The organism is Allobosea sp. GW823-FHT02B03, from assembly GCF_058797755.1.
Window position 1 is genome coordinate 105,799 of sequence record NZ_JBXAJY010000007.1, and the last position, 25,926, is coordinate 131,724.

At 67.2% G+C, this 25,926-nt stretch carries 27 protein-coding genes; 16 read left to right on the forward strand and 11 right to left on the reverse strand.

Annotation, left to right across the window (positions count from 1 at the left end):
• Positions 1 to 79: 79 nt before the first annotated feature.
• Genes AC1REK_RS23300 through bluB form a run of 4 tightly spaced genes read left to right on the forward strand, consistent with a single transcriptional unit; the run spans position 80 to position 3,179 of the window.
• Positions 80 to 475 (forward strand): cobalamin biosynthesis protein, encoded by a 396-nt coding sequence (locus AC1REK_RS23300; RefSeq protein WP_492269759.1) that lies wholly within the window; start codon positions 80 to 82, stop codon positions 473 to 475.
• On the forward strand, positions 475 to 1,242 hold the full coding sequence (gene cobM / locus AC1REK_RS23305; RefSeq protein ID WP_492269758.1) for a precorrin-4 C(11)-methyltransferase: 768 nt from the start codon (positions 475 to 477) through the stop codon (positions 1,240 to 1,242). The genes AC1REK_RS23300 and cobM overlap by 1 nt, the downstream gene beginning before the upstream one ends.
• On the forward strand, positions 1,239 to 2,558 hold the full coding sequence (locus AC1REK_RS23310; protein WP_492269757.1) for a cobyrinic acid a,c-diamide synthase CobB: 1,320 nt from the start codon (positions 1,239 to 1,241) through the stop codon (positions 2,556 to 2,558). The genes cobM and AC1REK_RS23310 overlap by 4 nt, the downstream gene beginning before the upstream one ends.
• Before the next feature lie 3 nt (positions 2,559 to 2,561).
• Positions 2,562 to 3,179 (forward strand): 5,6-dimethylbenzimidazole synthase, encoded by a 618-nt coding sequence (bluB, locus tag AC1REK_RS23315; RefSeq protein ID WP_492269756.1) that lies wholly within the window; start codon positions 2,562 to 2,564, stop codon positions 3,177 to 3,179.
• 72 nt (positions 3,180 to 3,251) lie between these two features.
• On the opposite strand, the gene AC1REK_RS23320 is transcribed toward bluB, so the two are convergent.
• From AC1REK_RS23320 to AC1REK_RS23330, 3 genes are all read right to left on the reverse strand, one after another.
• Positions 3,252 to 3,905: a CoA transferase subunit B gene (locus AC1REK_RS23320; RefSeq protein ID WP_316020424.1), complete on the reverse strand. Its 654-nt coding sequence runs from the start codon at positions 3,903 to 3,905 to the stop codon at positions 3,252 to 3,254.
• 16 nt (positions 3,906 to 3,921) lie between these two features.
• Positions 3,922 to 4,629 (reverse strand): CoA transferase subunit A, encoded by a 708-nt coding sequence (locus AC1REK_RS23325; RefSeq protein ID WP_492269755.1) that lies wholly within the window; start codon positions 4,627 to 4,629, stop codon positions 3,922 to 3,924.
• A 147-nt stretch (positions 4,630 to 4,776) separates the two neighbouring features.
• Entirely contained in the window at positions 4,777 to 6,207 is a 1,431-nt protein-coding gene (locus AC1REK_RS23330) for a caspase family protein (RefSeq protein WP_492269754.1), read from the reverse strand.
• A 369-nt stretch (positions 6,208 to 6,576) separates the two neighbouring features.
• On the opposite strand from AC1REK_RS23330, the gene AC1REK_RS23335 reads away from it, so the two are divergent.
• From AC1REK_RS23335 to AC1REK_RS23355, 5 genes are all read left to right on the forward strand, one after another.
• A complete protein-coding gene (locus AC1REK_RS23335) occupies positions 6,577 to 7,341 on the forward strand; it encodes an ABC transporter ATP-binding protein (RefSeq protein WP_066478818.1) in 765 nt (254 codons plus the stop codon).
• Positions 7,331 to 8,074, forward strand: coding sequence for an ABC transporter ATP-binding protein (locus AC1REK_RS23340; RefSeq protein ID WP_492269753.1), 744 nt, complete (start codon positions 7,331 to 7,333; stop codon positions 8,072 to 8,074). Before AC1REK_RS23335 ends, AC1REK_RS23340 begins: the two co-directional genes overlap by 11 nt.
• A 37-nt stretch (positions 8,075 to 8,111) precedes the next feature.
• On the forward strand, positions 8,112 to 9,314 hold the full coding sequence (locus tag AC1REK_RS23345) for an ABC transporter substrate-binding protein (protein ID WP_066478815.1): 1,203 nt from the start codon (positions 8,112 to 8,114) through the stop codon (positions 9,312 to 9,314).
• Between the two features lie 87 nt (positions 9,315 to 9,401).
• On the forward strand, positions 9,402 to 10,289 hold the full coding sequence (locus AC1REK_RS23350) for a branched-chain amino acid ABC transporter permease (RefSeq protein WP_316020420.1): 888 nt from the start codon (positions 9,402 to 9,404) through the stop codon (positions 10,287 to 10,289).
• Positions 10,290 to 10,346: 57 nt separating this feature from the next.
• Positions 10,347 to 11,330, forward strand: a complete 984-nt coding sequence (locus tag AC1REK_RS23355) for a branched-chain amino acid ABC transporter permease (RefSeq protein WP_492269752.1) — start codon at positions 10,347 to 10,349, stop codon at positions 11,328 to 11,330.
• Between the two features lie 9 nt (positions 11,331 to 11,339).
• Here the strand turns inward: AC1REK_RS23355 and AC1REK_RS23360 are convergent, their stop codons facing one another.
• The 5 genes from AC1REK_RS23360 to AC1REK_RS23380 all read right to left on the reverse strand — a co-directional run bounded on the left by AC1REK_RS23360 (position 11,340) and on the right by AC1REK_RS23380 (position 14,686).
• Positions 11,340 to 11,714 carry a c-type cytochrome gene (locus AC1REK_RS23360; RefSeq protein WP_492269751.1) on the reverse strand — a complete coding sequence of 125 codons (375 nt, stop codon included), beginning with the start codon at positions 11,712 to 11,714 and terminating at the stop codon, positions 11,340 to 11,342.
• Positions 11,711 to 12,715, reverse strand: a complete 1,005-nt coding sequence (locus tag AC1REK_RS23365; RefSeq protein ID WP_492269750.1) for a Vgb family protein — start codon at positions 12,713 to 12,715, stop codon at positions 11,711 to 11,713. The genes AC1REK_RS23360 and AC1REK_RS23365 overlap by 4 nt, the downstream gene beginning before the upstream one ends.
• Before the next feature lie 158 nt (positions 12,716 to 12,873).
• Positions 12,874 to 13,509 carry a 2-hydroxychromene-2-carboxylate isomerase gene (locus tag AC1REK_RS23370; RefSeq protein ID WP_492269749.1) on the reverse strand — a complete coding sequence of 212 codons (636 nt, stop codon included), beginning with the start codon at positions 13,507 to 13,509 and terminating at the stop codon, positions 12,874 to 12,876.
• Positions 13,510 to 13,514: 5 nt separating this feature from the next.
• Positions 13,515 to 14,045, reverse strand: coding sequence for a hydrolase (locus AC1REK_RS23375; RefSeq protein WP_492269835.1), 531 nt, complete (start codon positions 14,043 to 14,045; stop codon positions 13,515 to 13,517).
• Between the two features lie 5 nt (positions 14,046 to 14,050).
• Entirely contained in the window at positions 14,051 to 14,686 is a 636-nt protein-coding gene (locus tag AC1REK_RS23380; protein WP_492269748.1) for a TetR/AcrR family transcriptional regulator, read from the reverse strand.
• A 99-nt stretch (positions 14,687 to 14,785) separates the two neighbouring features.
• Between AC1REK_RS23380 and AC1REK_RS23385 the strand changes: the two genes are divergently transcribed.
• Both AC1REK_RS23385 and AC1REK_RS23390 read left to right on the forward strand, forming a co-directional pair.
• The gene (locus tag AC1REK_RS23385) at positions 14,786 to 16,318 is read left to right on the forward strand and encodes a 4-hydroxyphenylacetate 3-hydroxylase family protein (RefSeq protein WP_492269747.1); all 1,533 of its coding nucleotides are present in this window, start codon (positions 14,786 to 14,788) and stop codon (positions 16,316 to 16,318) included.
• Complete coding sequence (locus tag AC1REK_RS23390; RefSeq protein WP_492269746.1) at positions 16,315 to 17,964, forward strand: acyl-CoA dehydrogenase family protein; 1,650 nt, start codon at positions 16,315 to 16,317, stop codon at positions 17,962 to 17,964. The genes AC1REK_RS23385 and AC1REK_RS23390 overlap by 4 nt, the downstream gene beginning before the upstream one ends.
• 191 nt (positions 17,965 to 18,155) lie before the next feature.
• Here the strand turns inward: AC1REK_RS23390 and AC1REK_RS23395 are convergent, their stop codons facing one another.
• Positions 18,156 to 18,890 carry a DUF899 domain-containing protein gene (locus AC1REK_RS23395; RefSeq protein ID WP_492269745.1) on the reverse strand — a complete coding sequence of 245 codons (735 nt, stop codon included), beginning with the start codon at positions 18,888 to 18,890 and terminating at the stop codon, positions 18,156 to 18,158.
• 85 nt (positions 18,891 to 18,975) lie between these two features.
• On the opposite strand from AC1REK_RS23395, the gene AC1REK_RS23400 reads away from it, so the two are divergent.
• Together AC1REK_RS23400 and AC1REK_RS23405 are read left to right on the forward strand one after the other, a co-directional pair.
• Positions 18,976 to 19,422, forward strand: coding sequence for a MarR family winged helix-turn-helix transcriptional regulator (locus AC1REK_RS23400; protein ID WP_492269744.1), 447 nt, complete (start codon positions 18,976 to 18,978; stop codon positions 19,420 to 19,422).
• 58 nt (positions 19,423 to 19,480) lie between these two features.
• Positions 19,481 to 19,858, forward strand: a complete 378-nt coding sequence (locus AC1REK_RS23405) for a VOC family protein (protein WP_492269743.1) — start codon at positions 19,481 to 19,483, stop codon at positions 19,856 to 19,858.
• 53 nt (positions 19,859 to 19,911) lie between these two features.
• On the opposite strand, the gene glpD is transcribed toward AC1REK_RS23405, so the two are convergent.
• Both glpD and AC1REK_RS23415 read right to left on the reverse strand, forming a co-directional pair.
• Positions 19,912 to 21,465 carry a glycerol-3-phosphate dehydrogenase gene (gene glpD / locus AC1REK_RS23410; RefSeq protein ID WP_492269742.1) on the reverse strand — a complete coding sequence of 518 codons (1,554 nt, stop codon included), beginning with the start codon at positions 21,463 to 21,465 and terminating at the stop codon, positions 19,912 to 19,914.
• A gap of 261 nt (positions 21,466 to 21,726) precedes the next feature.
• The gene (locus AC1REK_RS23415; RefSeq protein WP_492269741.1) at positions 21,727 to 22,506 is read right to left on the reverse strand and encodes a DeoR/GlpR family DNA-binding transcription regulator; all 780 of its coding nucleotides are present in this window, start codon (positions 22,504 to 22,506) and stop codon (positions 21,727 to 21,729) included.
• 204 nt (positions 22,507 to 22,710) lie between these two features.
• On the opposite strand from AC1REK_RS23415, the gene AC1REK_RS23420 reads away from it, so the two are divergent.
• The 3 genes from AC1REK_RS23420 (at position 22,711) to AC1REK_RS23430 (ending at position 25,865) form a co-directional block, all read left to right on the forward strand.
• Positions 22,711 to 23,652 (forward strand): HWE histidine kinase domain-containing protein, encoded by a 942-nt coding sequence (locus AC1REK_RS23420; RefSeq protein ID WP_492269740.1) that lies wholly within the window; start codon positions 22,711 to 22,713, stop codon positions 23,650 to 23,652.
• 96 nt (positions 23,653 to 23,748) lie between these two features.
• On the forward strand, positions 23,749 to 25,260 hold the full coding sequence (locus AC1REK_RS23425; RefSeq protein ID WP_492269739.1) for a sensor histidine kinase: 1,512 nt from the start codon (positions 23,749 to 23,751) through the stop codon (positions 25,258 to 25,260).
• The gene (locus AC1REK_RS23430) at positions 25,257 to 25,865 is read left to right on the forward strand and encodes a response regulator transcription factor (protein ID WP_327521039.1); all 609 of its coding nucleotides are present in this window, start codon (positions 25,257 to 25,259) and stop codon (positions 25,863 to 25,865) included. Before AC1REK_RS23425 ends, AC1REK_RS23430 begins: the two co-directional genes overlap by 4 nt.
• Positions 25,866 to 25,926 lie beyond the last annotated feature (61 nt).

The following is a 25,926-nucleotide window of genomic DNA, read 5'->3' on the forward strand; positions in this document are numbered from 1 at the left end:
GCCTTGCCGAAAGTGGTTCCGGAATGGATCCCGGATCTTCGCTGCGCTCCGTCCGGGATGACCAAGAGAGGTCTGGCACATGATCACCGCCGGGATCGGGCTGCGTCCGGGGACGGCGGCGGCCGAGATAGAAGCCTGTCTCGACCAAACGCTGGCCGTCGCCGGCCTCGCACGCTCGGCCTTGACGCGCCTCGCCACTCTGGCGTCGCGTCGCGACGAGCCGGGGCTTTCCGCCCTGGCACAGGCCCATGACCTGACACTCGTCGCCATTCCCGACGAGGCGCTGGCCGGTTTCGAGGCCGCCTGCGCGACGCGCTCGAGCCGCATCGCCGGTCTCTACGGCGTCGGCTCCGTCGCGGAAGCCGCAGCGCTCGCGGCGGCCGGGCCGGGCGCCGTCCTGGTGCAGCCACGGATCGCGACGAGCCGCGTCACCTGTGCGCTCGCGCGCGGCGCCGAAGCGGACGGGAATTCCTGATGACAGTGCATTTCATCGGCGCCGGCCCAGGCGCCGCCGACCTGATCACCTTGCGCGGGCGCGACCTGATCGCGTCCTGCCCGGTCTGCCTCTATGCGGGGTCGCTGATCCCTAAGGCGATGCTCGGCTGGTGCCCACCGGATGCGCGCATCGTCGACACCGCCCCGCTCGATCTCGACGCGATCATCGCCGAAATCGAGGCTGCGCATGCCGAAGGCAAGGACGTCGCCCGCCTGCACTCCGGCGACATCTCGATCTGGAGCGCCGTCGGCGAGCAGATGCGCCGGCTGGAAGCGCTCGGCATCCCCTATGAGATCACGCCGGGCGTGCCGGCCTTCGCCGCGGCCGCGGCCGCGCTGAAGCGCGAATTGACCCTGCCGGGGCTGGCGCAATCGCTGGTACTGACCCGAACCTCCGGCCGCGCCTCGGCCATGCCCGAGAAAGAGAAGCTCGCGACCTTCGCCGCCTCGGGCGCGACGCTCGCCGTCCATCTCTCGATCCATGTGATCGAGCAGGTTTCTGCCGAACTCACCCCGTTCTACGGCGCCGATTGCCCGGTGGCGGTCGTGTTTCGCGCCTCCTGGCCCGATGAGCGCGTACTGCGCGGCACGCTTGCGAGCATCGTCGCAGAGGTCCGCGCAGCCGCACTGGAGCGCACCGCGCTGATCCTGGTCGGCCCGGCGCTCGGCTCCGAGGATTTCGGCGAGAGTGCGCTGTATTCCGCCGGCTATGATCGCCGCTTCCGGCCGAACGGAGGCCAGGCATGACGGCCAAGGGCCTGCTCGTCGCCGCGCCGCGCTCCGGCTCCGGCAAGACCACGATCACGCTCGGCCTACAACGGGCGCTGGTCCGCCGCGGGCTTTCCGTGCGCGGTCTGAAATGCGGGCCGGACTATATCGACCCTGCCTTCCATGCGGCTGCGACAGGCGCACCCAGTGCCAATCTCGACAGCTATGCCATGCCCGACGCCCTGCTTTTCGGCATCGCCGGCTCGGCAGCGGAGGCTGTGGACGTCATCGTCGCCGAAGGCTCGATGGGGCTGTTCGACGGGGTCCCGGGACGGGAAGGCCATACCGGCGCCAGCGCCGATATCGCCGCGCTGTTCGGCTGGCCTGTCGTGCTCGTCGTCGACGTCTCAGGACAGGCGCAATCAGCGGGCGCCGTCGCGCTCGGCTGCAAGCTCTATGATCCGCGCATCAGGATTGCCGGCGTCATCCTCAACAAGGTCGCGAGCGAGCGCCATCGCCGGCTTGCCGCGGCCGGCATGGAGCGGATCGGCCTGCCTGTCTTCGGCGCCCTGCCGCGCGAAGCCAGCCTGATCCTGCCCGAGCGCCATCTCGGGCTGGTGCAGGCCGGCGAAACCGCCGATCTGCATGCCCGGCTCGATGCACTGGCGGAGGCGGTCGCAGCGGCGGTCGATCTCGATGCGGTCGTCGCCGCCGCCGGTGCGACGACGCTGCCGGCATCGGGCGAGGCCCTACCGGCCCTGCCCGCACCGGGAAAACGGATCGCCATCGCACGCGATGCCGCCTTCAGTTTCGTCTACCCGCATGTAGAGGCCAGCTGGCGGGCGCAGGGCGCCGAACTCCTTCCCTTCTCGCCGCTCGCCGACGAAGCGCCCCCGGAGGAATGCGACGCCTGCTGGCTGCCGGGCGGCTATCCCGAACTGCATGCCGGGCGGATCGCCGCCGCCTCGCGCTTCCTAGGCGGTCTGCGCAGCTTTGCGCGCACACGCCCGGTCCATGGCGAGTGCGGCGGCTACATGGTGCTGGGCAGGAGCCTGACCGACGCCGACGGCGCGAGCCATGCCATGGCCGGATTGCTCTCGGTCGAGACCAGTTTTGCCAGGCGCAAGATGAATCTCGGCTACCGCAATGCCGTGCTGCAGGCCGATTGCCCGCTCGGCGCGGCGGGCGGGCGGCTGAGCGGGCACGAATTCCACTATGCCAGCATCGTCTCGCAAGGCGAGGATCCCCCGCTCGCCATGGTCGGCGACCCGCACGGCTCGGCCCCCGTCCCGGCCGGCAGCCGGCGCGGCCTGGTCACCGGCTCCTTCTTCCACGCGATCGCCGCGCAGGGTTGAGCCTTGAGTGCAGCGCCCTCCTTCGATGAGGCCTTCACTGCGAAGCTCGGCGAATTGCTGGCCTGGCGCCGCGACGTCCGACGCTTCCGCACGGACACCCTACCGGAAGCGCTGCTGGAGAAGCTCCTCGCTCTGATGCAGCTTTCGCCCTCGGTCGGCCATTCGCAGCCCTGGCGCTGGGTCCGGCTGCGCGACCTCGAGCAGCGCGCGGCGGTACAGGCGAGCTTCGCGGCCTGCAACGCCGCAGCGCTCGCCGATTACGAGGGCGAGCAGGCGCGGCTCTACGCCTCGCTGAAGCTAGAGGGATTGCGCGAGGCGCCGGAGCAGTTCGCGGTGTTCTGCGACCACGGCACCGGTCAGGGCCACGGCCTCGGCCGGCGGACCATGCCGGAAATGCTGGATTATTCGGTCGTCGCCGCGATCACGCAGTTCTGGCTTGCGGCGCGTGCCCACGGGGTCGGCGTCGGCTGGGTCTCGATCCTCGATCCAGACGCGGTGCGGCGGATCGTCGAGGCGCCGCCGGAATGGAAGCTGGTCGGCTATCTCTGCGTCGGCTTCCCGGTGGAAGAGCACGACGTGCCCGAGCTGGTGCGGGCGGGCTGGGAGAAAGGGCGCAGCTGAGCTGCGCCCTTCATTGCCGGAGTTCCGTTATCCAGGAGATGGCCGGGCAAAGCCCGGCCATGACGTCTGCGATTACAGGGCGACCTTGAACGGCGCTTCGGTCTTGCTCTTGATCTCGTCGAGCGAAACGCCGTCGGCGAGCTCGATCAGGGTCATGCCGCCGCCGTTCTCGTCGACGGTGAAGACGCCGAGATCGGTGATCACCATGTCGACGACGCCGGCGCCGGTCAGCGGCAGGTCGCAGGCCTTGAGCAGCTTCGGCGATTCCGAGCCGTCCTTGTTCTTGGCGACATGCTCCATCACCACGACGACCTTCTTGACGCCGGCGACGAGGTCCATGGCGCCGCCCATGCCCTTCACCATCTTGCCGGGGATCATCCAGTTGGCGAGGTCGCCATTCTCCGCAACCTGCATGGCGCCGAGGATGGAAAGATCGATATGGCCGCCGCGGATCATGCCGAAGGAGTCGGAGGACGAGAAATAGCTCGTCGTCGGCAGCTCGGTGATGGTCTGCTTGCCGGCGTTGATCAGGTCGGGATCCTCCTCGCCCTCATAGGGGAAGGGGCCCATACCGAGCATGCCGTTCTCCGACTGGAGCTGCACGCTCATGCCGTCGGGGATGTAGTTCGAGACGAGCGTCGGGATGCCGATGCCGAGATTGACGTAGAAGCCGTCCTTCAGCTCCTTGGCGGCGCGAGCGGCGATCTGTTCACGGGTCCAGGCCATGTGCGTGATCTCCTTCTCAGACCGTTTCGCGCTTGCGGACGGTGCGCTGTTCGATGCGCTTCGCCGGGTTCGCCACATGGACGATCCGCTTCACGAAGATGCCGGGGGTGTGCATGTGGTCGGGATCGATCTCGCCGGCCGGGACGAGATGCTCGACCTGCGCGATCGTCATGCGCGAGGCCGAAGCCATCATCGGATTGAAGTTGCGCGCCGTCTTCCGGTAGACGAGGTTGCCCTCGGTATCGCCCTTCCAGGCATGGACGATCGAGATGTCGGCGAAGAGGCCGCGTTCCATGATGTAGCGCTCGCCGTCGAACTCGCGCTCCTCCTTGCCTTCGGCGATCAGCGTGCCGACGCCGGTCTTGGTGAAGAAGGCCGGGATGCCGGCGCCGCCGGCGCGGATGCGCTCGGCGAGCGTGCCCTGCGGGTTGAATTCGAGCTCGAGCTGGCCGGAAAGGTACTGCTCGGCGAAGAGCTTGTTCTCGCCGACGTAAGAACTGATCATCTTCTTGATCTGCTTGGTCTCGAGCAGGATGCCGAGGCCGGCTCCATCCACGCCGGCATTGTTTGAGATGAAGGTCAGGTTCTTGGCGCCGGAATTGCGGATCGCCTCGATCAGCTTGTCGGGGATGCCGCAAAGACCGAAGCCGCCGGCCATGATGGTCATGCCGTCCTTGACGATGCCGGCGAGCGCTGCCGCCGCATCGGGATAGACCTTCTTCATCGTGATGCCTTTGCCACTGGGAATGAGGAGGAGCGTTCCCCTCAAGGACTAGCCGAGCCCCCGGTGCGGTTGCAACATGGACAAGCGTGCGCCGAGTCCATGAGGCGCGGGCGATTTCGCCATAGGCCCAGACCAATGGCCTGCCGCCTACCGCCCTTCCGCGGGCTTCGGGTAGCGCCCCAGATCGGGCCAGGACCGATCGCGCCCCCGCAGAACCGGATCGATGAAGGTGGCTGCCGGAGCCGCGGCGCGCGCACCGCCCGGCTCTGCCTGCGCGGGAGCGGCGGCCCGCCCGCGTTGCAGTACGGAGCGCGGCGGTTCCTCGACAGGCCTCGCATTCCTCGGCTTTCGAGCCGGCGACACTGGCGGTTCCGCGTCCAGGCTGCGGCGATAGGCGCTTTCGCTCTGGCCGACCAGCGCCTTCACCTGTGCGTCGGTGAAGAAGCCCGTGGCCGGAATCCTGCGCGAGAGCTGCCATTGCCGCACCGCCTCCCGCTCGCGCGCGCCGAACCAGCCGCTCGGCCGCCCGCTTCCAAACCCACTCGCGCGAAGCCGCGCGTGCAGCTCCCGATAATCGGAAGGGCCGAGTTTCATTGCCGCCTCCGTTTCCCGCGAACCGGTTTCGCGCGCCAGCGCATCGCCGGCCCCCAACGAGTCGACGGCCGAAGGGCGCTGGCTCGGAACGCGCTCGTCGAGCCTTGCGAGCCGGCCGATGGCGGCAACTGAGGCCTCGGCACCGGACGCTGCGGAGCTCGCGGCTTCCAGCGCCGGCGCTGTTGCCGTCGGTGATACCGGGTTCAGCCGAAACTCACCGATGATCGATGAGTTGGTCCATGGCTTCTGCCGTTTTCCGGTGGCCTCCCAGACGTCGGCCCGCACACGGTCCATCACCGTCGTGATCGATATCTCCGGGGTTTCCATGTGCCTGAGCAGCGCCGCGGTGAAGGGGCTGTTCCCGCCACCCTCGCCGTCGAACGCCACAGCACGCGGGTCCGTCGCGAAGGCGATCAGCGTGCCGGAGGCGCCGCGCGGTTCGACCGGAACGAGCCCGCGCGTGATCGACCGCGTTCTGGTGCTGAAGCGCGATGCGAAGGGATTGTCGCGACAGGCATCGAGCACGACGATGTTGACGCGCTCCTCACGCTGCATCTGCCGGATGACGAAATCGAGATTGACCGCGCGAAAATCGAGATCGGATTCAGACTTCAGATCGACATCGACGGGCAGCAGATAATTCTCATCGCCAACGGCAATTCCGTGCCCGGCATAGAAGATCAGGCCGACCTTCGCCCCCTCCATCCTCCTGGCGAATTCGTGAACGATTCGGGTCATCTCCACGACGTTCAGGTCGTAGCCCTCGACGACCTCGAAATTCAGGCGTCTGAGCGAGGCGGCCATCGCCTTCGCATCGCCCAGCGGGTTTGCCAGCGATGCGACGTTTACGTAAGCGCCGTTGCCGACGACCAGCGCGACGCGCGCTTCCGCGAAGGCATGGGCCGGAACGAAAAACCAGCAAAAGGCCGCCATCAGGAGCATCGTCAGCGGCAGGGTAGACAGCAGTCGCAAGGAGACGAACATAACGGACGCTCCGCATAAACCCAGGAAAACAGGATCGCGAAGCCAGAACGCTACGTCAATCCATAGACGCCTTGTAACAATTACCTAACGACGATTTTTCCCTGCACTTCCATTCTAGAAGCGACACAGACAATCGGAAGATGCGCTGCGTAGCCCGACCGGCATCCCTGGACCGGGCGCCACTCGACAAGCGAACTCAGCTTGCAACTCGGTCTACACCTTTGGTCTAGGCCCGGCGCCGTCGCACAACGGGATGGACGAACCCGCACACCCGCGCCGTTGACATGGGTGATATGCGCGGTGCAGCATGATGAACTAGGGGAAACGATCAAACAAGGTTGAACGGGGTGACCGACATGCGTGAGTTGTATGTCTGAGGATATTATTCTCTCGACGTCGGGTCTTACGAAAGAATTCGCCGGCTTCACAGCAGTCAATGGCGTAGACCTCAGCGTCAAGCGAGGCACGATCCACGCGCTGATCGGCCCCAACGGCGCCGGCAAGACGACCTGTTTCAATCTTCTGACCAAGTTTCTCGCACCGACGCGCGGCTCGATCGTCTATAATGGGCGCGACATCACGCGGCAGAAGCCGGCAGAGATCGCGCGGCTCGGGCTGGTGCGCTCCTTCCAGATCTCGGCGGTGTTCCCGCAGCTCAGCGTGATGAACAATGTGCGCATCGCCTTGCAGCGCAAGCGCGGCGACTCGTTCGATTTCTGGCGTTCGGAAGAGGTGCTGCGCTCGCTCGACAAGGAGGCGCTGGCGCTGGTCGAGGCGGTCGGCCTCTCCGCCTTCGCCGACCTGCCGGCCGTCGAGCTCTCCTATGGCCGCAAGCGCGCGCTCGAGATCGCGACGACACTGGCGCTTGATCCGGAAATGCTGCTGCTCGACGAGCCGATGGCCGGCATGGGCCGCGAGGACATCGACCGGATCGCGACACTGATCCGCAAGGTCTCGAAGAACCGCACCATCCTGATGGTCGAGCACAACCTCTCGGTGGTGGCCTCGCTGTCGGACCGTATCACCGTGCTCGCCCGCGGCCAGGTCCTTGCCGAAGGCGACTACGCCACGGTCTCGAAGGACCCGCGCGTGGTCGAGGCCTATATCGGCTCGGGAGTCGGCCATGGCCATTGAAGCGACCCTGGAGCGCAAGGCGCAGACCGGGACGAAGCCACTGCTGAAGGTGCGCGGCCTCGAGGCCTGGTACGGTGAAAGCCACGTCCTGCACGGCATCGATCTCGACGTCGGCGAGGGCGAGGTGGTGACGCTGCTCGGGCGCAACGGCGCCGGCAAGACGACGACGCTGAAGTCGATCATGGGCGTGATCGGCAAGCGCAAGGGCTCGGTCAGCTTCGGCGGCCAGGAGACGATCGGCCTGCCCTCGCGCGCGATCGCGCGGCTCGGCCTCGGCTATGTCCCGGAGGAGCGCGGCATCTACTCGACGCTTTCGGTCGAGGAGAACCTGATGCTGCCGCCGCAGGTGAAGCCGGGAGGGCTCTCGGTCGCGCAGATCTTCGAGCTCTTCCCCAACATCAAGGAGCGGCTGCGCAGCCAGGGCACCAAGCTCTCCGGCGGCGAGCAGCAGATGCTGGCGATCGGCCGGATCCTGCGCACCGGTGCCAACCTGCTCTTGCTCGACGAGCCGACCGAGGGCCTCGCCCCGGTCATCATCGACCAGATCGGCGCGACCATCCGCATGCTGAAGCAGAAGGGCTTCACCATCGTCCTGGTCGAGCAGAACTTCCGTTTCGCCCAGACCGTCGCCGACCGGCACTACATCGTCGAGCAGGGCAAGGTGATCGACATGATCCCGAACGAGGAGCTCGACGCCAATATCGACAAGCTGCACGGCTATCTCGGCGTCTGAACCAGTCCAGAACAAAGACATAAGGTGGAGGAACGGCATGAAGACTACAGCATTGCTTCTCGGGACCGCGCTCGCCGCCCTGGCGGCCGGTGCCGCCCAGGCCCAGACCAGCGTCAAGGTCGGCGTGATGAACGACCGCTCGGGCCTCTACGCCGACCTCTCGGGCGAAGGCTCGGTGATCGCGGCCCGCATGGCCGTCGAGGACTTCAAGGCGGCGGAAAAGGGCATCAAGGTCGAGATCGTCTCGGCCGACCACCAGAACAAGCCGGACGTCGGCTCGACCATCGCCCGGCAGTGGTATGACCAGGACGGCGTTGACGCGATCCTCGACGTGCCCACCTCGTCGGTCGCGCTGGCGGTCAACCAGATCACCAAGGAAAAGAACAAGATCCACATCAATTCGGGCGCGGCCTCCTCGGACCTGACCGGCAAGGCCTGCTCGCCGAACACGATCCACTGGACCTACGACACCTATGCCCTTGCGCAGGGCACTGGCGGCGCGATGGTGAAGGCCGGCGGCGACAGCTGGTTCTTCATGACCGCCGACTACGCCTTCGGCCATGCGCTCGAGCGCGACACCGGCGCGATCGTCACCAAGAATGGCGGCAAGGTCGTCGGCGCGGTGCGCACGCCCTTCCCGGGCACCGACTTCTCCTCCTTCCTGCTGCAGGCCCAGGCCTCGAAGGCCAAGGTCATCGGCCTCGCCAATGCCGGCGGCGACACGATCAACTCGATCAAGCAGGCGGGCGAGTTCGGCATCACCTCGGCCGGGCAGAAGCTCGCCGGGCTCCTGGTCTTCATCACCGACGTGCATGCGCTCGGCCTGCAGACGGCGCAGGGCCTCGTCCTGACCGAGGCGTTCTACTGGGACAACAACGACGGGACCCGCGCCTGGTCGGAGCGCTTCGCCAAGGCCAATGGCGGCAAGAAGCCGTCCATGGTCCAGGCCGGCGTCTATTCGGGCATGCTGCACTATCTCAAGGCGATCGAGGCGACCAAGGGCAAGGACCCGACCGCGGTGATGGCAAAGATGAAGGAAATGCCGACGGACGACCCGCTGTTCGGCAAGGGCTCGGTCCGCGCCGATGGCCGCAAGATGCACGACATGTACCTGTTCGAGGTCAAGAAGCCGTCTGAATCGAAGGCTCCGTGGGACTATTACAAGCAGGTCGCGGTGCTGAAGGCCGACGACGCCTTCAAGCCGCTCTCCGAAAGCGAGTGCCCGCTCGTCAAGAAGTGAGGGGCTGACCACAGCCTCCGCACCATCCGAGGCTCCGGGGCCGCGAGACGGCCCCGGATTCGCTGTTGTCGGGAACGGTAGATCCGCATGTTCGAGTTACTTGGCATTCCGCCGCAAGCCCTGTTCGGCCAGCTTCTGCTGGGCCTGATCAACGGCTCGTTCTACGCCATCCTCAGCCTCGGGCTGGCGGTGATCTTCGGCCTGCTCAACATCATCAACTTCACCCATGGCGCGCAGTACATGATGGGCGCCTTCGTCGCCTGGATGTGCCTGAACTATCTCGGCGTGAACTACTGGGCCGCGCTCCTGCTGGCGCCCGTGATCGTCGGCTTTACCGGCGTCGTCATCGAGCGATTGTTCCTGTCACGGATCGCCCATCTCGACCATCTCTACGGGCTGCTGCTGACCTTCGGCCTCGCGCTGATCATCCAGGGTCTGTTCCGCAACCAGTACGGTTCGTCCGGCCTGCCCTACCAGATTCCCGACGCGCTGCGCGGCGGCTACAATCTCGGCTTCATGTTCCTGCCGACCTATCGCGCCTGGGTGGTCGTCGCCTCGATCGCGGTCTGCCTCGCGACCTGGTTCATGATCGAGAAGACCAAGCTCGGCGCCTATCTGCGCGCCGCCACCGAGAACGCGACGCTGACCCAGGCCTTCGGCATCAACGTGCCGCTGCTGGTGACCCTGACATACGGCTTCGGCGTGGCGCTCGCCGCCTTCGCCGGCGTGCTCGCGGCACCGATCTACTCGGTCAACCCCAACATGGGCGCCGACCTGATCATCGTCGTCTTCGCGGTCGTCGTGATCGGCGGCATGGGCTCGATCATGGGCGCGATCGTCACCGGCTTCTCGCTCGGCCTGGTCGAAGGCCTGACCAAGGTGTTCTATCCGGAAGCCTCCGCCACCGTCATCTTCATCATCATGGTGCTGGTGCTGCTGGTGAAGCCGGCCGGCCTGTTCGGGCGCGCCGCCTGATGCGCGCGCCTCTCGTCATCACGGCCTCGCTGCCGCTTCGTTTCGAAGGAGCCGCTCATGGCTGACGTCCTCCCCGCCGACGGCTCCGTGACGCACGCCGCAGCCGAGCGCGACACGGCGAGCCTGCACCGCAACGTCATGATCGGCATCGCGATCGCGCTGGTGATCGCGCCCTTTGTGGCCTATCCGGTCTTCGTCATGAAGGTGCTGTGCTTTGCGCTGTTCGCGCTCGCCTTCAACCTCCTGCTCGGCTATGGCGGCCTGCTCTCCTTCGGCCATGCCGCCTATTTCGGCATGGCGAGCTATGTCTGCGCCTATGCCGCCAAGCATTGGGGCCTCAACCCGGAATTCGCGATCCTGGTCGGCACCGGCGTCGCCGCGATCCTCGGCCTCGTCTTCGGCTCGCTCGCCATCCGTCGCCAGGGCATCTATTTCGCGATGATCACCCTGGCGCTGGCCCAGATGGTGTTCTTCTTCTCGCTGCAGACGCCGCGCTTCACCGGCGGCGAGGACGGCATCCAGGCCGTGCCGCGCGGCAAGCTCTTCGGCATGATCAACCTCGCCGACGACCGCACCCTGTATTGGGTCGTGGCGCTGATCTTCATGGCCGGGCTGCTCGCCTTCTACCGCATCATCCACTCGCCCTTCGGGCAGGTCTGCAAGGCGATCCGGGACAACGAGCCGCGCGCCATCTCGCTCGGTTATCGCGCCAACCAGTACAAGCTCGCCGTCTTCGTGCTCTCGGCGATGCTGGCCGGGCTCGCCGGCTCGACCAAGGCGATCGTCTTCCAGCTGGCCTCGCTGACCGACGTGCACTGGTCAATGTCGGGCGAAGTGGTGCTGATGACGCTGGTCGGCGGGCTCGGGACCATCTTCGGCCCGATCGTCGGCGCCCTCGTCATCGTCTCGATGCAGAATTTCCTCGCCACGCTCGGCGCCTGGGTCACGGTCATCCAGGGCGTGATCTTCGTGCTCTGCGTGCTGCTCTTCCGCGAGGGCATCCTCGGCGTCATCGCCAAATGGATCAAGAAGCCGCTCTGATCAAACGCTTCAGCGCTCCAGCAGGAACTCTGCCAGCGCCGCCCGATCAGCCTCGCCAAGGCCGACGGGCGGGCTCATCCAGCCGCCCGGCACGACCGAATCGGGATCGCGGAGATAGGCCTTGAGGCGCTCCGCGTCCCAGCGCAGGCCCTTCTCGCGCATTGCATTGAAGGCCGGCGAGTAATCGAAGCCGGCGGCCCCACCGAAAAGCCGGCCGGCGAGCCCGTCGAGGGTCGGGCCGGCCATCGCGACTCTGCCCGGCTCGAGCGCATGGCAGGAGCGGCAGCCCTGGAACAAGAGCTCGCCGCGCCCTGACTCATCGGCCGACGCGCTCGTGCCGCCGGCGAGCGTCAATGCAGTCAGCACGGCAAGGCCCAGCCTCACGCGGGCTTCACGGTCTGGATCCGGACCAGCCGGTTGGTGCCGCTCTCCCCGCCCCAGGCCTCGCCGGAGCGCCCGTCCATCTGCCGGACATTGGCGCCTGCCCGGTCGCTCGGGAAGCTGTGGAAGCCCTCGGTCAGCGGGTCGAAGCGGAGGATGGCGTTGGCGGCGAAATCGGTGAGCCAGACCTTGTCGGCATCGTCGACATAGACCGAATAGGTCCGCGGCTTGTCGCCCGGCAGCTTCCAGCCCTTCCAGCTGCCGCTCTCGGTGTCGTAGGACGAGACTTGGCCGGAGTTCCATTCGCTGACCCAGATCCGGTTCTTCGAATCCGACCAGACCCGGCGCGCGCCCTGCCCTTCGGTCGGCGGGTCGACCACTGTGAAGGCAGCGGTCTCGGTATCGACCCGCGCAATGTAGTTTCCGGCGAGCGAGGCGAACCAGATTTCGCCCGAGGGAGTGCGGGTCATGCCATAGGGACCGGCGCCGCGCGGGGCGTCGAACACCTCCATCTTGCCGGAATTGGGATCGAGCCGGCCGATGATGCCGTTCTGGCCGCTGAACCAGAGAATGCCCTTCTTGTCGAAGACCGGGGTGTTGAGATTGGCGCGCTCGCGGCCCGCCGGCAGCGGAAAGAGCCGGACCTCGTGGCTCTTGTCGTCGACCCGGGCGATGGCGTTCTGGCCGCCCTCGGTGACCCAGGCGGCGCCGTCCGGGCCGCGCACCACGCCATGCGGCGCCGCGCCCTCGCCGAGCGAGATCACCTTGATCTGGCTGGTGCGCGGATCGAAGCGCCCGAGCGTGCCGTTGCGCTGGCCGCAAACCCAGAGCGTACCGTCGCCGGCATCGGTGACGTCGCGCGAGCCCTTGATCCCGGGCACGTCGAAATAGGTGACAATGAAGGGGCTGCCGGGCCGCGGCTGCTCGGTCGCCTGCGCGCGCAGGATCAGGCCGGGAGCAGCAAGGCCGGCAAGACCGACTTTCAGGAACGAACGGCGCAGCATCGGCTTCTCCTTTCGCTGTCGGCAGGCTGGATCATCCAGCCATCGGCCCTTGGCCTAAACCGACAACTTGGTGAAACTTGGCTCGCTGCGCCGCGGTTCCCTTAGAAGTGAGAGACGGATTCACCGATCAGATCGATTCAATCCGATCGGATTCGGCTCTATAGCTGCCGCTGGACCGAAGCCGGCAAGGTCGAGACCCTCGCCATCTCGCCGCCGAGGAATTCCTCGGGCGCCGCGAGATAGTCGCAGGCCATCGCCATGGCATCGACGCCCCAGAAGATCTCGCCGTCGATCAGCAGGCTCGGCACGCCGAAAATCCCCGCCGCGACAGCCTCCTCCGTGTTCTGGCGCAGGCTGTCCTTGACGTTCTGATAGCCGATCGCCTGGACGGCGTCGGGCTGGCCGCCGGCGATCGCCACCAGTCCGAGCACTTGCAGGTCGTTGGCGTCGCGCCCCTCGGCCCAGACCAGGCGGAAGGCTTCCGCCACCGCGTGCTCGTCGCCTTCCAGCGCTGTCAGCAGGCGCAGCATCGCCAGCGGGTTGAACGGGTGGCTCGGCGGAAAGCGGAAGGGGACGCCCATGGCTTCGGCGAGATGCGTGGCGAGACGATAGGTGTGGACGCGCTTGGGCGCGATCTCGGCCGGGCCGAGCTGGCCCCAGGCCTTGAGCACGCCGCCGAAGACGATCGGCTTCAGCTCGACCGGCCGATAGGCGCGGATCTCGTCGAGCTTCGTCAGCGCGAGATGCGCGAAGGGCGAGATGATGTCGAAATACCAGATGGCGGGCTTGGTCACGGGGCTCACTTGATCAGCTTGCTGGCGGCACGGAACTGCGGATGCTCGGCGGTGCGCAGCCATTCGAACACCACCATCTCGGTGGTGACGATCTCGGCGCCATGGCGCTCCATGCGGCGCAGCGCCACCTCCTTGCTCTCGGGCGCGCGCGAACCGACGGCATCCTGGACCACGAAGACGCGGCGCCTGCGGGCCAGCAATGAAAGCACGGTCTGGCCGAAGCAGACATGCGCCTCGCAGCCGCAGAGGATCAGATCCTCGTCGTCGGCCAGCGCCGCGAGAAAAGCCGGCTCGCCGCAGGAATCGAAGCTCATCTTGGCGATCACGGGACCGGCGCCGGCAAGCTCCGCGACGGTCGTTCCCAGCCCCGCCGGGTTCTCCTCGGTCATCAGCACGGGCACGCCGAGCAGCAAGGCGGCATCGACCAGCCGGCGGGCATTGGCAACGAGGCGAGGCCCGTCATGGATCGCCGGCATCAGCCGCGCCTGGAAATCGACGATGACGAGGCGCGAGCGAGCGGCATCCATCAGGCTCATCGACGTCATACCCCGCGCTGGAGCCGGTCCAGCTCCGTTTCGACATGGCGCTCCATCAGCGTACGCGGCGGCGTCCCGAACATCCGGATGCGCCGCGTATGCGCCAGCAGGAGCACGCCGGAAGCATGGGCGAAGGCATCGGCCATGATCAAGTCTGCGAGCTCGGCATTCGCGCCGAGTTCGCGCGCCGCGACGCGGATCGGCGACAGGCTCGCCTCCAGCGCCTCGTTCAGCGCCCGGTCACGCTCGCGGCCGAGGCCGTGCGGACGCATGCCGCCGCGAAACAGGTAGAAGCCGAGATCGAGATCGCGCGGATTGGCGGCGTAGAAGTCGAAGAAGCCGAGCGCAGCCGCGCGAAAGCGCTGAGGCGGCGTCTCCGCGCCCGCGACCGCGGCGTCGACGAAGGCGCTCAAAGCCGCAAGCGACTGGCCGAGCACCTCGGCATAGAGCGCCTCCTTCGAGTCGAAATGGAAATAGAGCGCCGCCGGGGTGTAGCCGGCTTCGGCCGCGATCGCCCGCAAGGAAGCCCCGTCGAGCCCGTCGCGCTCGAAGATCGCCCGCGCCGCGGTCAGGATCAGGCCGCGCTTGAGATCGGTCGCGGCATAACGGCCGCGCTTTCGTCCCGTCGCCTCGCCCCCCACGCTGGAACTCCCTTCCAAAAGACCGCCTGCAAATGACCGCTTGACGAAAATCTAACACCGTTCGATTTTGTCGACAACAACCCGTTGGAGGACGACGCCATGTTGATGGATGCCGCCGGCTACCGCGAATCGCTGCGCGCCTATCACCCCAGGGTCTTCGTCAACGGACAGCGCGTCGAGAGCGTCGCCGACGAACCCTTGCTGGCGCCCGGGATCAACGCTGTCGGCATCACCTACGATCTTGCCCATGACGAAGCACACCGGCCGATCATGACCGCGGTGCAGGCGGGCTCGGGCAAGACCGTCAACCGCATGCTGCATGTCGACGGCTCGTCCAGCGATCTGCTCGCCAAGCTCGAAGCTGTCAGGCTGGTCTGCAAGATCTCCGGCTGCGCCCAGCGCTATCTGACGCATGACGCCTTCGGCGGCATCCTGCAAGCGACGGCGCGGGCCGACGCGAACCACGGCACCGATTACGGCCAGCGCTTCCTCGCCTATCTGCACGATGCGCAGGATCGCGACCTGACGATCGGCGTCGCCATGACGGACGCCAAGGGCGACCGCTCGAAGCGTCCTGGCGCGCAGGCGAACCGCGATGCGTATGTCCACATCAAGGAGCGACGTAAGGACGGCATCGTCATCCGCGGCACCAAGGCGATCGTTACCGGCGCGCCCTATATGCACGAATTCCTGGTGATGCCCTGTCGGACCCATGCGCCGGGCGACGAGGATTTCGCGCTGTGCTGCGCCGTGCCCTGCGATGCGGACGGGGTGACCATCGTCGCCCGCCCAGCAGGCAGGCCGGGCGATCCGGCCGCGAAGTTCTCGGCGAAGTACGGCCAATCGACCGGCGCGGTGATGTTCGACGACGTCTTCGTGCCCTGGGACCGGGTGTTCATGGCCGGCGAGATCGAGGAAGCCGGCTACCTCACCACCAGCTATGCCAGCCATCATCGCCATAGCTGCATCGGGGCGCGGGCCGGCTTCGGCGACCTGCTGATCGGCGCGGGGGCGCTGATGATCGAGGCCAACGGGCTCGACGCCGACCGCCACTCCCATATCCGCGAGCAGATGGTCGAGCTGATCACCATCACCGAAAGCTTTTTCGCCTGCGGCGTTGCGGCCTCGGTCTACTGCCAGAAGGACGCTTCGGGCGTGGCGATGCCGGACGCGGTGTTCTCGAACATCGGCAAGCTGCTGCTCGCAACCAAGATCTATGACATGCACCGCATCGCCCATTACGTCTCGGGCGGACTGATCGTCGCCCTGCCTGGGCCGGACGAAGACCACAATCCCGAGACCGCCGGCTCGCTCGCCGCCGTGCTGACCGGGCGTCCCGACGTGCCCTATGAACAGCGCGCCGAGGTGGCGCGCTTCATCGAGGACCTGACCGTCTCCAAGGAGGCCGGCTGGTATTCGGTGATCTCGCTGCATGGAGGCGGCTCGCCCGAGGCGATGAAGCGCGAGATCTGGCGCAACTATCCCGTCATGGAAAAGGTCGAGCTGGTCGAGAGCCTGCTCGACCGCGGCGTCCTCGCCGACGGCTCGCGTGTCTCGAAGCAGCCCGGGCGCTGCTGCGTCACCGGCTGCGAGGTGCCGGAACGCATGACCACGCAGGAGGCGGCGGAATGAACATTCACACCAGCGCCACCCACCAGGTCCTCAACCAGGCCCGCCCGGCGACCGGCTGGAACGCCTTTTCCGGGGACGCCGTGCTGCAGGGCGTCGTCGCACGGCTCGCGCCCTGGGCCGCCGGGAAAGCACGTGCGCTCGGCGCGCTCGCCGGCGATAGCGAGGTGCAGGAGTTGGCGCGGCTCGCCAATCGTTATGGGCCCGAACTGAAGACGCATGACCGGTTCGGCAACCGCACCGACTGGATCGAGTTCCATCCTGCCTGGCACGAGCTGATGGGCCTCGCCTTCGCCCATGAGGTGCCCTCGCTCGCCTGGACGACGAAGGAGCCGAACGGCCACGCGGCCAGGGCGGTGATGTCTTATCTCTGGAACCAGGTCGAGCACGGCGTCGGCTGCCCGACCGGCATGACCTACGCGGCCTATCCCGGCCTCTCCCAGTCCGAATTTTCGCTCTGGCGCGAGAAAATCACCTCGGGCCGCTACGACAAGCGCCCGCTGCCGGTGGCCCAGAAGACCGGGGCCAGCATCGGCTATGCGATGACAGAAAAGCAGGGCGGCTCGGATCTGCGCCAAACCCAGACGACGGCGCGTTTCCTCGAGGATACGCCGGAAGGCCGGGTCTACCTGATCACCGGGCACAAATGGTTCTTCTCGGTGCCGCAATCGGACGGGTTCTTTACCCTGGCGCAGACCGAGAGCGGCGTCTCCTGCCTGTTCTGCCCGGGTTTCCTGCCCGATGGCAGCCGCAACCGGCTGCAAATCCAGCGCCTGAAGGACAAGGCCGGCAACCGCTCCAACGCCTCCTCCGAGGTCGAGTTCCGCGAGTGCCTGGGCTGGCTGGTCGGCGCGGAGGGCGCCGGCATCAAGGAGATCCTCTCCCACGCCCATCTCACCCGGCTCGACTTCGCCGTCGGCTCGGCCGGACTGATGCGGCAGGCGCTGACGCTGGCGCTGAACCACACCCAGTCGCGCCGGGGTTTCGGCTCCTCGCTCGCCGAGCAGCCGATGATGACCAACATCCTCGCCGATCTCGCGATCGACTCGGAAGCCTCGACGCTGATGGCCTTCCGGATCGCCGCCGCGACGGACGCGATGGAAAGCTCCGAGCAGGAGCGCCACCTCGCCCGGGTCTCGACGCCGCTGGCCAAGTTCTGGAACTGCAAGCGCGCCGCCGCCTTCGTCGTCGAAGCCCTGGAATGCCATGGCGGCAACGGCTTCATCGAGGAGAACCCGATGGCGCGGCTCTATCGCGAGGCGCCGTTGAACGCGATCTGGGAGGGCACCTCGAACATGATGTGCATGGACGTGCTGCGCTCCTTCAACCGCGACCCGCGCACGAAGGAGGCCTTCATGGCAGAGGTCGACAGCGCGCGCGGCGCCAATCGTGCCCTCGACCGTTGGCTCGACCGGCTCGGCACGGAAGTCGCCAAGCCGCGCAATGATGACGGCCATGGCCGGCGGCTCGCCAATCTGATGGCCTATGCGCTGCAGGCCTCGGAGCTGCGCAAGCATGCCGACGAGGCGGTGTTCGAAACCTTCTGCCGCTCGCGGCTCGATGCCGACTGGGGCTATGTCTTCGGTACGCTGGAGCCCTCGCCGGAACTGGCGGGCATCGTGCGGCGGGCGACCGTGGCGCAGGGCTGAGCCAGTCGTCATTGCGAGCGAAGCGAAGCAATCCAGGAGGGCTTTGCGCGCCCTGGATTGCTTCGTCGGTCCGCTCCTCGCAATGACAGCACTGGCGGCCACTGCTCTGCGAAATCACGCGCCCCAAGTCCGTTCTCCTGAAGAGGCGGACACCCTGCCAACCCTATGCGCGCGTTCCGTGGCGCGCCGCCTCAGGCGGCGCAGCAGGCGTGGGCCCGTGCCGGCTCCTCGTACTCGTCATGGCGCTTGACGAAGCTGAGCGTCGACGTCTCGTTGCGGCCCTTGGGCGCGCGGTCGAGGATCATCAACGTCGAAAGCAGTTCCTCGCCGCCGCGGGCATAGGAGGAGTAGGTGTGGAAGACCCGCCCCTGCTCGTCGCGACTGAAGGCGCTCATGCCCGGTAGCTCATCGAAAGCCTGCTCCGACGGCGTCTGCGTGAAATTGTATTCGACCTTGCCGCTCGCCAGCTCCTCCTTGGTGAAGGAGACGTGGAAATCGGCATTGAAGTCGCTGCCGAAGGATGAGACCCAGGGGAAATTCCAGCCCATCCGCTTCCTGTAGGCCTCGATCTTGGCGAGCGGCGCCCGCGACACCACGACCAGCGTGACGTCATGGTTGTTGAGATGCGGCAAGGTCCCGTCGAAATGATCGGCCATGAAGGAACAACCCGGGCAGCCCGCCTCCCAGTCCGGCCCGAACATGAAATGGTAGATCATGAGCTGGCTGCGGCCGTCGAAGAGCTCCGCGAGGCTGCGCCGTCCGGAAGGCGTGTCGAAGACGTAGTCCTTCTCGACCTCGACCCAGGGCAGAGCCAGGCGCTCGGCATTGATCGCATCGCGCAGCCGGGTGAACTCCTTCTCACGCTTCAGAAGCGCGCGGCGGGCTTCAAGCCACTCGGCCTTAGAGGCAAGCTGATGATGCTGCATGGTTTTCTCCCTTCAGCGCTGCGCCCCTGTTCTTGACTTTAATAGTTGATATCAACATAATTGAGCCATGTCAAAATCAGCCCTCATGCCAGCGGAATCGCCGGTCCCCTTCGCGACCACGCTGCATGTGCGCGACCACTGCCTTTGCCTGCACCTGCAGCGCGCCGCCCGCGCACTGGCCCGGCTGTTCGACGAGGCGCTGCGGCCTCTGGGATTGACCAACCAGCAGTTCTCGCTGCTGATGTCCCTCAACCGGCCGGAACCGCCGAGCATCGCACCGGTGGCGAAGCTGCTCGGCATGGACCGCACGACCCTGACCGCAGCGCTGAAGCCGCTCGAGCGGCGCGGCCTCGTCTCCGTCTCTCCCGGCGATAAGGACCGCCGCAGCCGGCTGCTGGCAATTACGCCGGAGGGAATTGCGCTGCTGGCAGAGGCCGTGCCGATCTGGCGAAGCACACATGACGCGGTCGACGAGCGCCTGGGCGAAGCCGAGCCGGAACGGCTCAGGCAGACGCTGCGCGCCCTGTCATGACCACGCCATTCCCGCCCTGCTCCATGCCCGCGCAAGGACGCCCTCCAAGGAGAACGCGATGCCTCAGATGATCTTCGTCAACCTGCCAGTGAAGGACCTCGCCAAGTCGATGGACTTCTTCAAGGCGCTCGGCTTCTCCTTCAACCCGCAGTTCTCCGACGAGACCGGCGCCTGCATGGTGATCAGCGACACCATCTTCGCGATGCTGCTGACCCATGAGAAATTCGCCGGCTTCTCGCCTAAGCCGATCGCCGATACGCAGAAGACGACCGAGGTGCTGATCGCGCTCTCCCGCGACGATCGCGCGGCGGTCGACGCCATCGTCACGGCCGCCCTCGCGGCCGGCGGCAGCACCTTCAGCGAGCCCCAGGATCACGGCTTCATGTATGGCCGCGCCTTCCGCGATCTCGACGGCCATGTCTGGGAGGCGTTCTGAATGGACCCGGCGGCGGCAACGGCCCAGTAGAGCTCCGATGGAGGCCGCCGGCGTCAGCCCTGTGCGGCCAGAGCCGGCGCGCCGGCGCGCTGCGCTGCCATATGGTCGTCGAGCGCCTGACGCTGCTCGGCCGAGAGACGCAGGCCGAGCTTGCTGCGCCGGAACAGCACGTCCTCGGCGGTCACCGCCCATTCCTGCGCCATCAGCCAGCCAACCTCGCGCTCCGTCAGGTCGGCGCCGAAATTCCGGCCGAGATCGGCCATCGACGCCGCGCCTTCCAGCAGACGCTCGGCGCGGGTGCCATAGGCACGCGCCAGGCGGCGTGCCAGCGCCCGGTCGAGCCAGGGCCGCGCCGTGCAGATCCGCTCGACCAGCGCCCCGAAACCCTGGACCGGGAAATCGCCGCCGGGAAGCGGCGCCCCGGCCGTCCAGGGCGCGGCGCGAAGCGCCGGCACGGCGGCTGCGAGCTTCTCGACCGCGGCCTCGGCAAGGCGGCGCGAGGTCGTGATCTTGCCGCCGAAGACCGAGAGCAGCGGCGCCGAGCCGGCCGGCTCGTCGAGCTTCAGCACATAATCGCGCGTCGCCTCCTGGGCCTTGCTGGCGCCGTCATCGTAGAGCGGCCGCACCCCGGAATAGGTCCAGACCACGTCCTCGCGCCGGATCTGCTTGCGGAAGTACTCGCTGGCCGCGGAGCAGAGATAGGCGATCTCCTCCTCGCTGGCCGCGACCTTGGCCGGATCGGCGCGATAATCCCTGTCGGTGGTGCCGATCAGCGTGAGATCGCCCTCATAGGGGATCGCGAAGATGATGCGACCATCGGCATTCTGGAAGATGTAGCAGCGGTCATGCTCGAACAGGCGTGGCACGACGATGTGGCTGCCCTGGACCAGCCTGACGGCGGCCGGCTGCTCGCTTGGGGCGATGCCGTTCAGCACCTCGGCCACCCAGGGCCCGGCGGCATTGACCAGGGTCCGGGCCGCCGTCTGCGCCCTGCTGCCATCGGCAGCCTCGGTTTCGACCAGCCAGTGATCGCCCTGGCGACGCGCGCCGACCACCTTGGTCTGTGTCACGATCTGCGCGCCGCGCTCGGCCGCATCGCGGGCGTTGAGCACGACGAGCCGCGCATCGTCGACCCAGCAATCGGAATACTCGAAGCCGCGGCTGAAGCGCGGCTGCAGCGGTTCGCCTGTCTCGTCGCGGCGCAGGTCGAGCGAGCGCGTCGCCGGCAGGAGCTTTCGTCCGCCGAGATGGTCGTAGAGGAAGAGGCCGAGCCGCAGCAGCCACCAGGGTCGTAGGCCTTCGTGATGCGGCAGGACGAAGCGCAGCGGGCGCACGATATGCGGGGCGGCACGCCAGATCACCTCGCGCTCGGTGAGCGCTTCGCGCACCAGCCGGAACTCGTAATGCTCGAGATAGCGCAGGCCGCCATGGATCAGCTTGGTCGAGGCCGAAGAGGTGGCGCCGGCAAGGTCACCCTGCTCGAACAGGATGACGGAGGCGCCGCGGCCGGCGGCATCGCGGGCGATCCCGCAACCATTCACGCCACCGCCGATGATGGCGACATCGAAGACCGGAGCCGACACGATTACCCTCCCGGCAGGGAGCATCGGACGCCGCCTGCAACGGGATAGATAATGCGCGCTTTGCTTGCGTGCAATGCAAAAGCGAAATCAAAAACGAAACCTCAACCCTGTTTCTAGAAGCTCTCCCGCATGAAGCGCCTTCCAACAAAATTCCAAGGCCATTCCGGCTGGAGCGAAGCGGAATGCCGGAATTCTTAGCAGGGCTACGGCGCTCCATGATGGATTCCGCAGCTGCGCCGCTGCGCGGCTTGTCCGGAATGACGACTGGTCAGCGCGAAGCTTGCTTCAGGAAGAGCCTTTCGCAGCCGTTTCGACCAGCTCGACCCCCTCGCTGCGGCAGAGCTCGCGCAGCGGCTCGGCCTCCAGACGGTCGGTGACGAACACGTCGACATCGCGCAGATGGGCGATGCGGACGGGCGCGGAGCGCTCGAACTTGGTGCTGTCAGCGACGAGCAGGCATTGCCGGGCGTTCTCGATGATCGCCTGCGAAACCCTGACCTCGCGATAGTCGAAATCGAGCAGCGCGCCCTCCTCGTCGATGGCCGAGGTGCCGATCACGGCATAGTCGACCTTGAACTGGCGGATCAGGTCGATCGCGGCCGCACCGATGACCCCGCCATCCGAACGCCGCACCGGGCCGCCCGCAACGATCACCTCGATGCGCGGGTGCGGATAGAGCAGCGTTGCGACATGCAGGTTGTTGGTGATCACCAGCAAGCCTTGATGGTCGGTCAGCGCGCGGGCGACCTCCTCCGTGGTGGTGCCGATGTTGATGAAGAGCGAGGCGTCGTTGGGGATCAGCGCCGCGGCGGCACGGCCGATCGCCGCCTTCTCCTCGCCGGCGATGAAGCGGCGCGCCTCATAGGCGAGGTTCTCGACGCTGGAGGCGACGACCGCGCCGCCATGGACGCGCGACATCACGCGCTGCTCGCAGAGCTGGTTGAGGTCCTTGCGGATGGTCTGGACGCTGACCTCGTAGCGCGCCGCCAGTTCCTCGACGCTGACCCGGCCCTGGCTGCGCGCCAGCGTCACGATCTCGCGCTGGCGCGGCGTCAGGCTTTCCATGGGCGAGGCTCCTTCGGGATCGCGCCAAGCTGACGGGACCGGGGGCTCGCGTCAATCGCCGCCCCGCCGACGACGAGGCGGGAAAACCTGTCAAAAGACATGCTGGTTTGACAAGCAATGCTGTAGCGGTCGAACTGGACGAGAACAGCCCCAGCGATCGAAAGCGCGCACGTGCCGACACAGGTAGACAAGGATGCGCGCCTCATGCGCGCGGTGCTCGCGGCGTCGGATGACTGCATCAAGGTGCTCGATCTCGAGGGCAGGCTCACCTTCATGAGCGAAGGCGGCCAGCGCGTCATGGAGGTCACGGACTTCGAGGCGATCCGTGGCTGCGCCTGGCCGGATTTCTGGGACAATGCCGGCTCTGAGGAAGCCAGGGCCGCGATTGGCGCGGCGCGCGACGGCAAGAGCTATCGCTTCCAGGGCCCGGCCAACACCGCCGCCGGCAATCCCCGCTACTGGGACGTGCAGGTCTCGCCGATCATCGGGCCGGACGGCCGGACGGAGGCCATTCTCTCGGTCTCTCGCGACATCACCGAACTCAGGGCCAGCGAAGAGCGCTATCGCATGCTCGCCGGCGAGCTCAACCACCGCATCAAGAACCTGCTCGCCATGGTGCAGGGCATCGTCAACCAGACCTTGCGCCAGCGCGAGGAGCCAATCGAGACCGCCAAGCCCCGCCTGCTCGACCGTCTGCAGGCGCTTGGCGCGGCGCAGGACCTGCTGCTGTCGGCGAGCCGGCACGGCGCCGACCTGAAGCAACTGGTCGAGGTCGTGCTGGCCCCCCATCGCTTCGGCGCCCGCATCGCGATCGCAGGGCCGGCCGTCGCGCTGTCGCCGAAATGCGCCCTGGCCATGGCGCTGGCCACCCATGAGCTCGGAACCAACGCCATCAAGTATGGCGCGCTGTCCCATGAGGCCGGCCGCGTCGAAGTTATCTGGCAGATCGAGGCCGGGGAGATGCTGTTTCGCTGGCAGGAGAGCGGCGGCCCGCTGGTGACGCCGCCGACCCGGCGCGGCTTTGGTTCGCAGATGATCGAGAAGGCGCTCGGCAGCTATCTCGGCGGCACGGCCCAGACCGACTATGCGGCCGAAGGCATCATCCTATCCCTGCGGGCGCCGCTGTCGGGCTTGGCCGAAACCTAGCTTCGTCACGATCCGCCGCGAGCCCGTGCAGCCCCGCCGGAAAATCGCTATCCTCGGCCTGCCGGGAGCGGACCCGGATGGAGCTGACGAAGCAGGATGACGGGACGGCGGCGGCGCAGCATCATTCTCCTCTCGGGCATCGCCGTGCTCGGGCTCGTCTGCGTCCTCTATTCGTTGCTGCAGCGCCGTCAGGCCGCGGCGGAACTCGCCAGCGCGGGCCAGACGCTGCATCGCCTGATCTCGCAGCGGGCCGACCAGCACGACGCGCATCTGACCAGCCTCTCCGCTCTGGTCCAGGCCGCCGACCCCGCGCAGATCGCGACGGTCGAGCAGGTCGCCGCCAGCATTACGCGCTTCTACCCGCGCATCATCGGGATCGACGTGATCGATCTCGCCACCACGCCGCCGGCTTCCCTGCTCGACGCCAGCGACCCGGCCATCGTCGCAGCCGAGGCGGCGCAGGCCTCCGGCGCGACGGTGCGGACTCGCGCCATCGAGGACGGGTCGAAGCTGCTCCTCGTCAAGCGCGCCCTGACCGATGGTGTCGGACACTATGCAATCGCGCTGATCGTCGACATCGCTAGGCTGTCGGCCAGCGACATCGCCTTGCCGGAGGGTGCGACGGCGACTCTGCGGCTCGCCAGCGAGCCGCCTCCGGCCGGGAACAAGGCCAGCGCGTTCAGCGCCGAAATCGCCAGCCGCACCCAGCCCTTGCGCCTCGACCTCGCCTCGACCGCACCGCGCTGGCCGGTTCCGCCTTTGGGTTTCCTGCTGCTCGCAGCGCTGCTCACAGCGCTCGGCGGAGCGCTGATCGAAAGATTGCTCGACGCCCGGTCCAAGGCCAATGACGCGGCGCGCAAGGCCGCCCTGGCCACCCAGGATGCAAGGCTCGCCCACGCCGGGCGCGTCAACGCCATGGGCGAGCTCGCCTCGGGCATCGCCCATGAGCTGACGCAGCCGCTGACCGCGATCCTCAGCCATGCCCAGGCCGGCCAGCGCCTCGTACAACGTCCCGGCATGGAGCCCGCCACGCTCGCGCCCGCCCTCGACGCGATTGCGCGCAACGCCAAGCGGGCCGGCGAAATCCTCGGCCGGCTCAGGGCCTGGATCAGCAAGTCCGAGCCCGATCTCGAAATCGTCGATCTCGCCGAACTCGCTCGCGAGGTTGCCCATCTGCTGACGACCGGAGCCTTGCCGGCAGGCACCGCGCTCAAGGTCGAGAGCGATGGCAGCCGACCACTGGTCCGAGCCGACCGGGTCCAGCTCGAACAGGTCGTCTTCAATCTCGGCCGCAACGCGCTCGACGCGGTCGCGGAGGCCAAGGGCGAGCGGATCGTTACGATTGCCGTGGCGACGCAAGGAGCACAGGCCGTGCTCAGCGTCGCCGACACCGGCCCCGGTCTCTCGTCCGAGGCGGAGGCGCGGCTTTTCGAACCCTTCTTCACCACCAAGCCGGAAGGGCTCGGGCTCGGCCTTGCGCTCTGCAACCGGCTGATCGAGCGCTTCGGCGGCACGCTTGAGGGCAGGAACGCCGCCACCGGCGGCGCCGTGTTCAGCTTCCACCTGCCTTTGGCGGCCGAAGCGATCCGCCGCGAGGCCGCCGAATGAGCCTGCGCCTCGTCCACCTGATCGACGATGACTGGGAGGTGCGGGAGGCGCTCAGCTTCCTGCTGCGCACCGTAGGCCTCGAGGTCAGGGGCTATCAGGATGGCCTCGCCTTCCTGGACGCGCTGCCCGGGCTGCCGCCCGGCTGCATCGTCACCGATATCCGGATGCCGCGCCTGACCGGGCTGAAGCTGCAGGAGCGCCTGGCGGCGAGCCGCTGCCGCTGGCCGGTGATCGTGATCACCGGCCATGGCGATGTCGAGGCCTGTCGCGCCGCCTTCCGCAACGGCGCCGCCGATTTCCTGACCAAGCCGATCGACGAGCAGGTGCTGATCGACACGGTCCAGGCTGCGCTCGCCCGGCTGGAGGCGATGCTCGCGTCGGAAGCGGATGCCTCGTCCTCGCGGCAGCGGCTGGAGCGGCTCTCGGAGCGCGAACGGGAAATCCTCGCCCTGATCGCCGAGGGCCATTCGAGCAAGGAGGCAGCGCGCCTGCTCGGCATCTCGCCGCGGACCGTCGACACGCATCGCGCCCACCTCGCCGAGAAGCTCGAAACCAGCTCGCTCGCGGAGATGGTGCGGCTGCACCTGCAAGGCGCCGATCGGTAGAACTACCGATACCGCGCGTCGATCACCCGGATGCACGCGGCCGGGCGGCTTCGCCATTCTC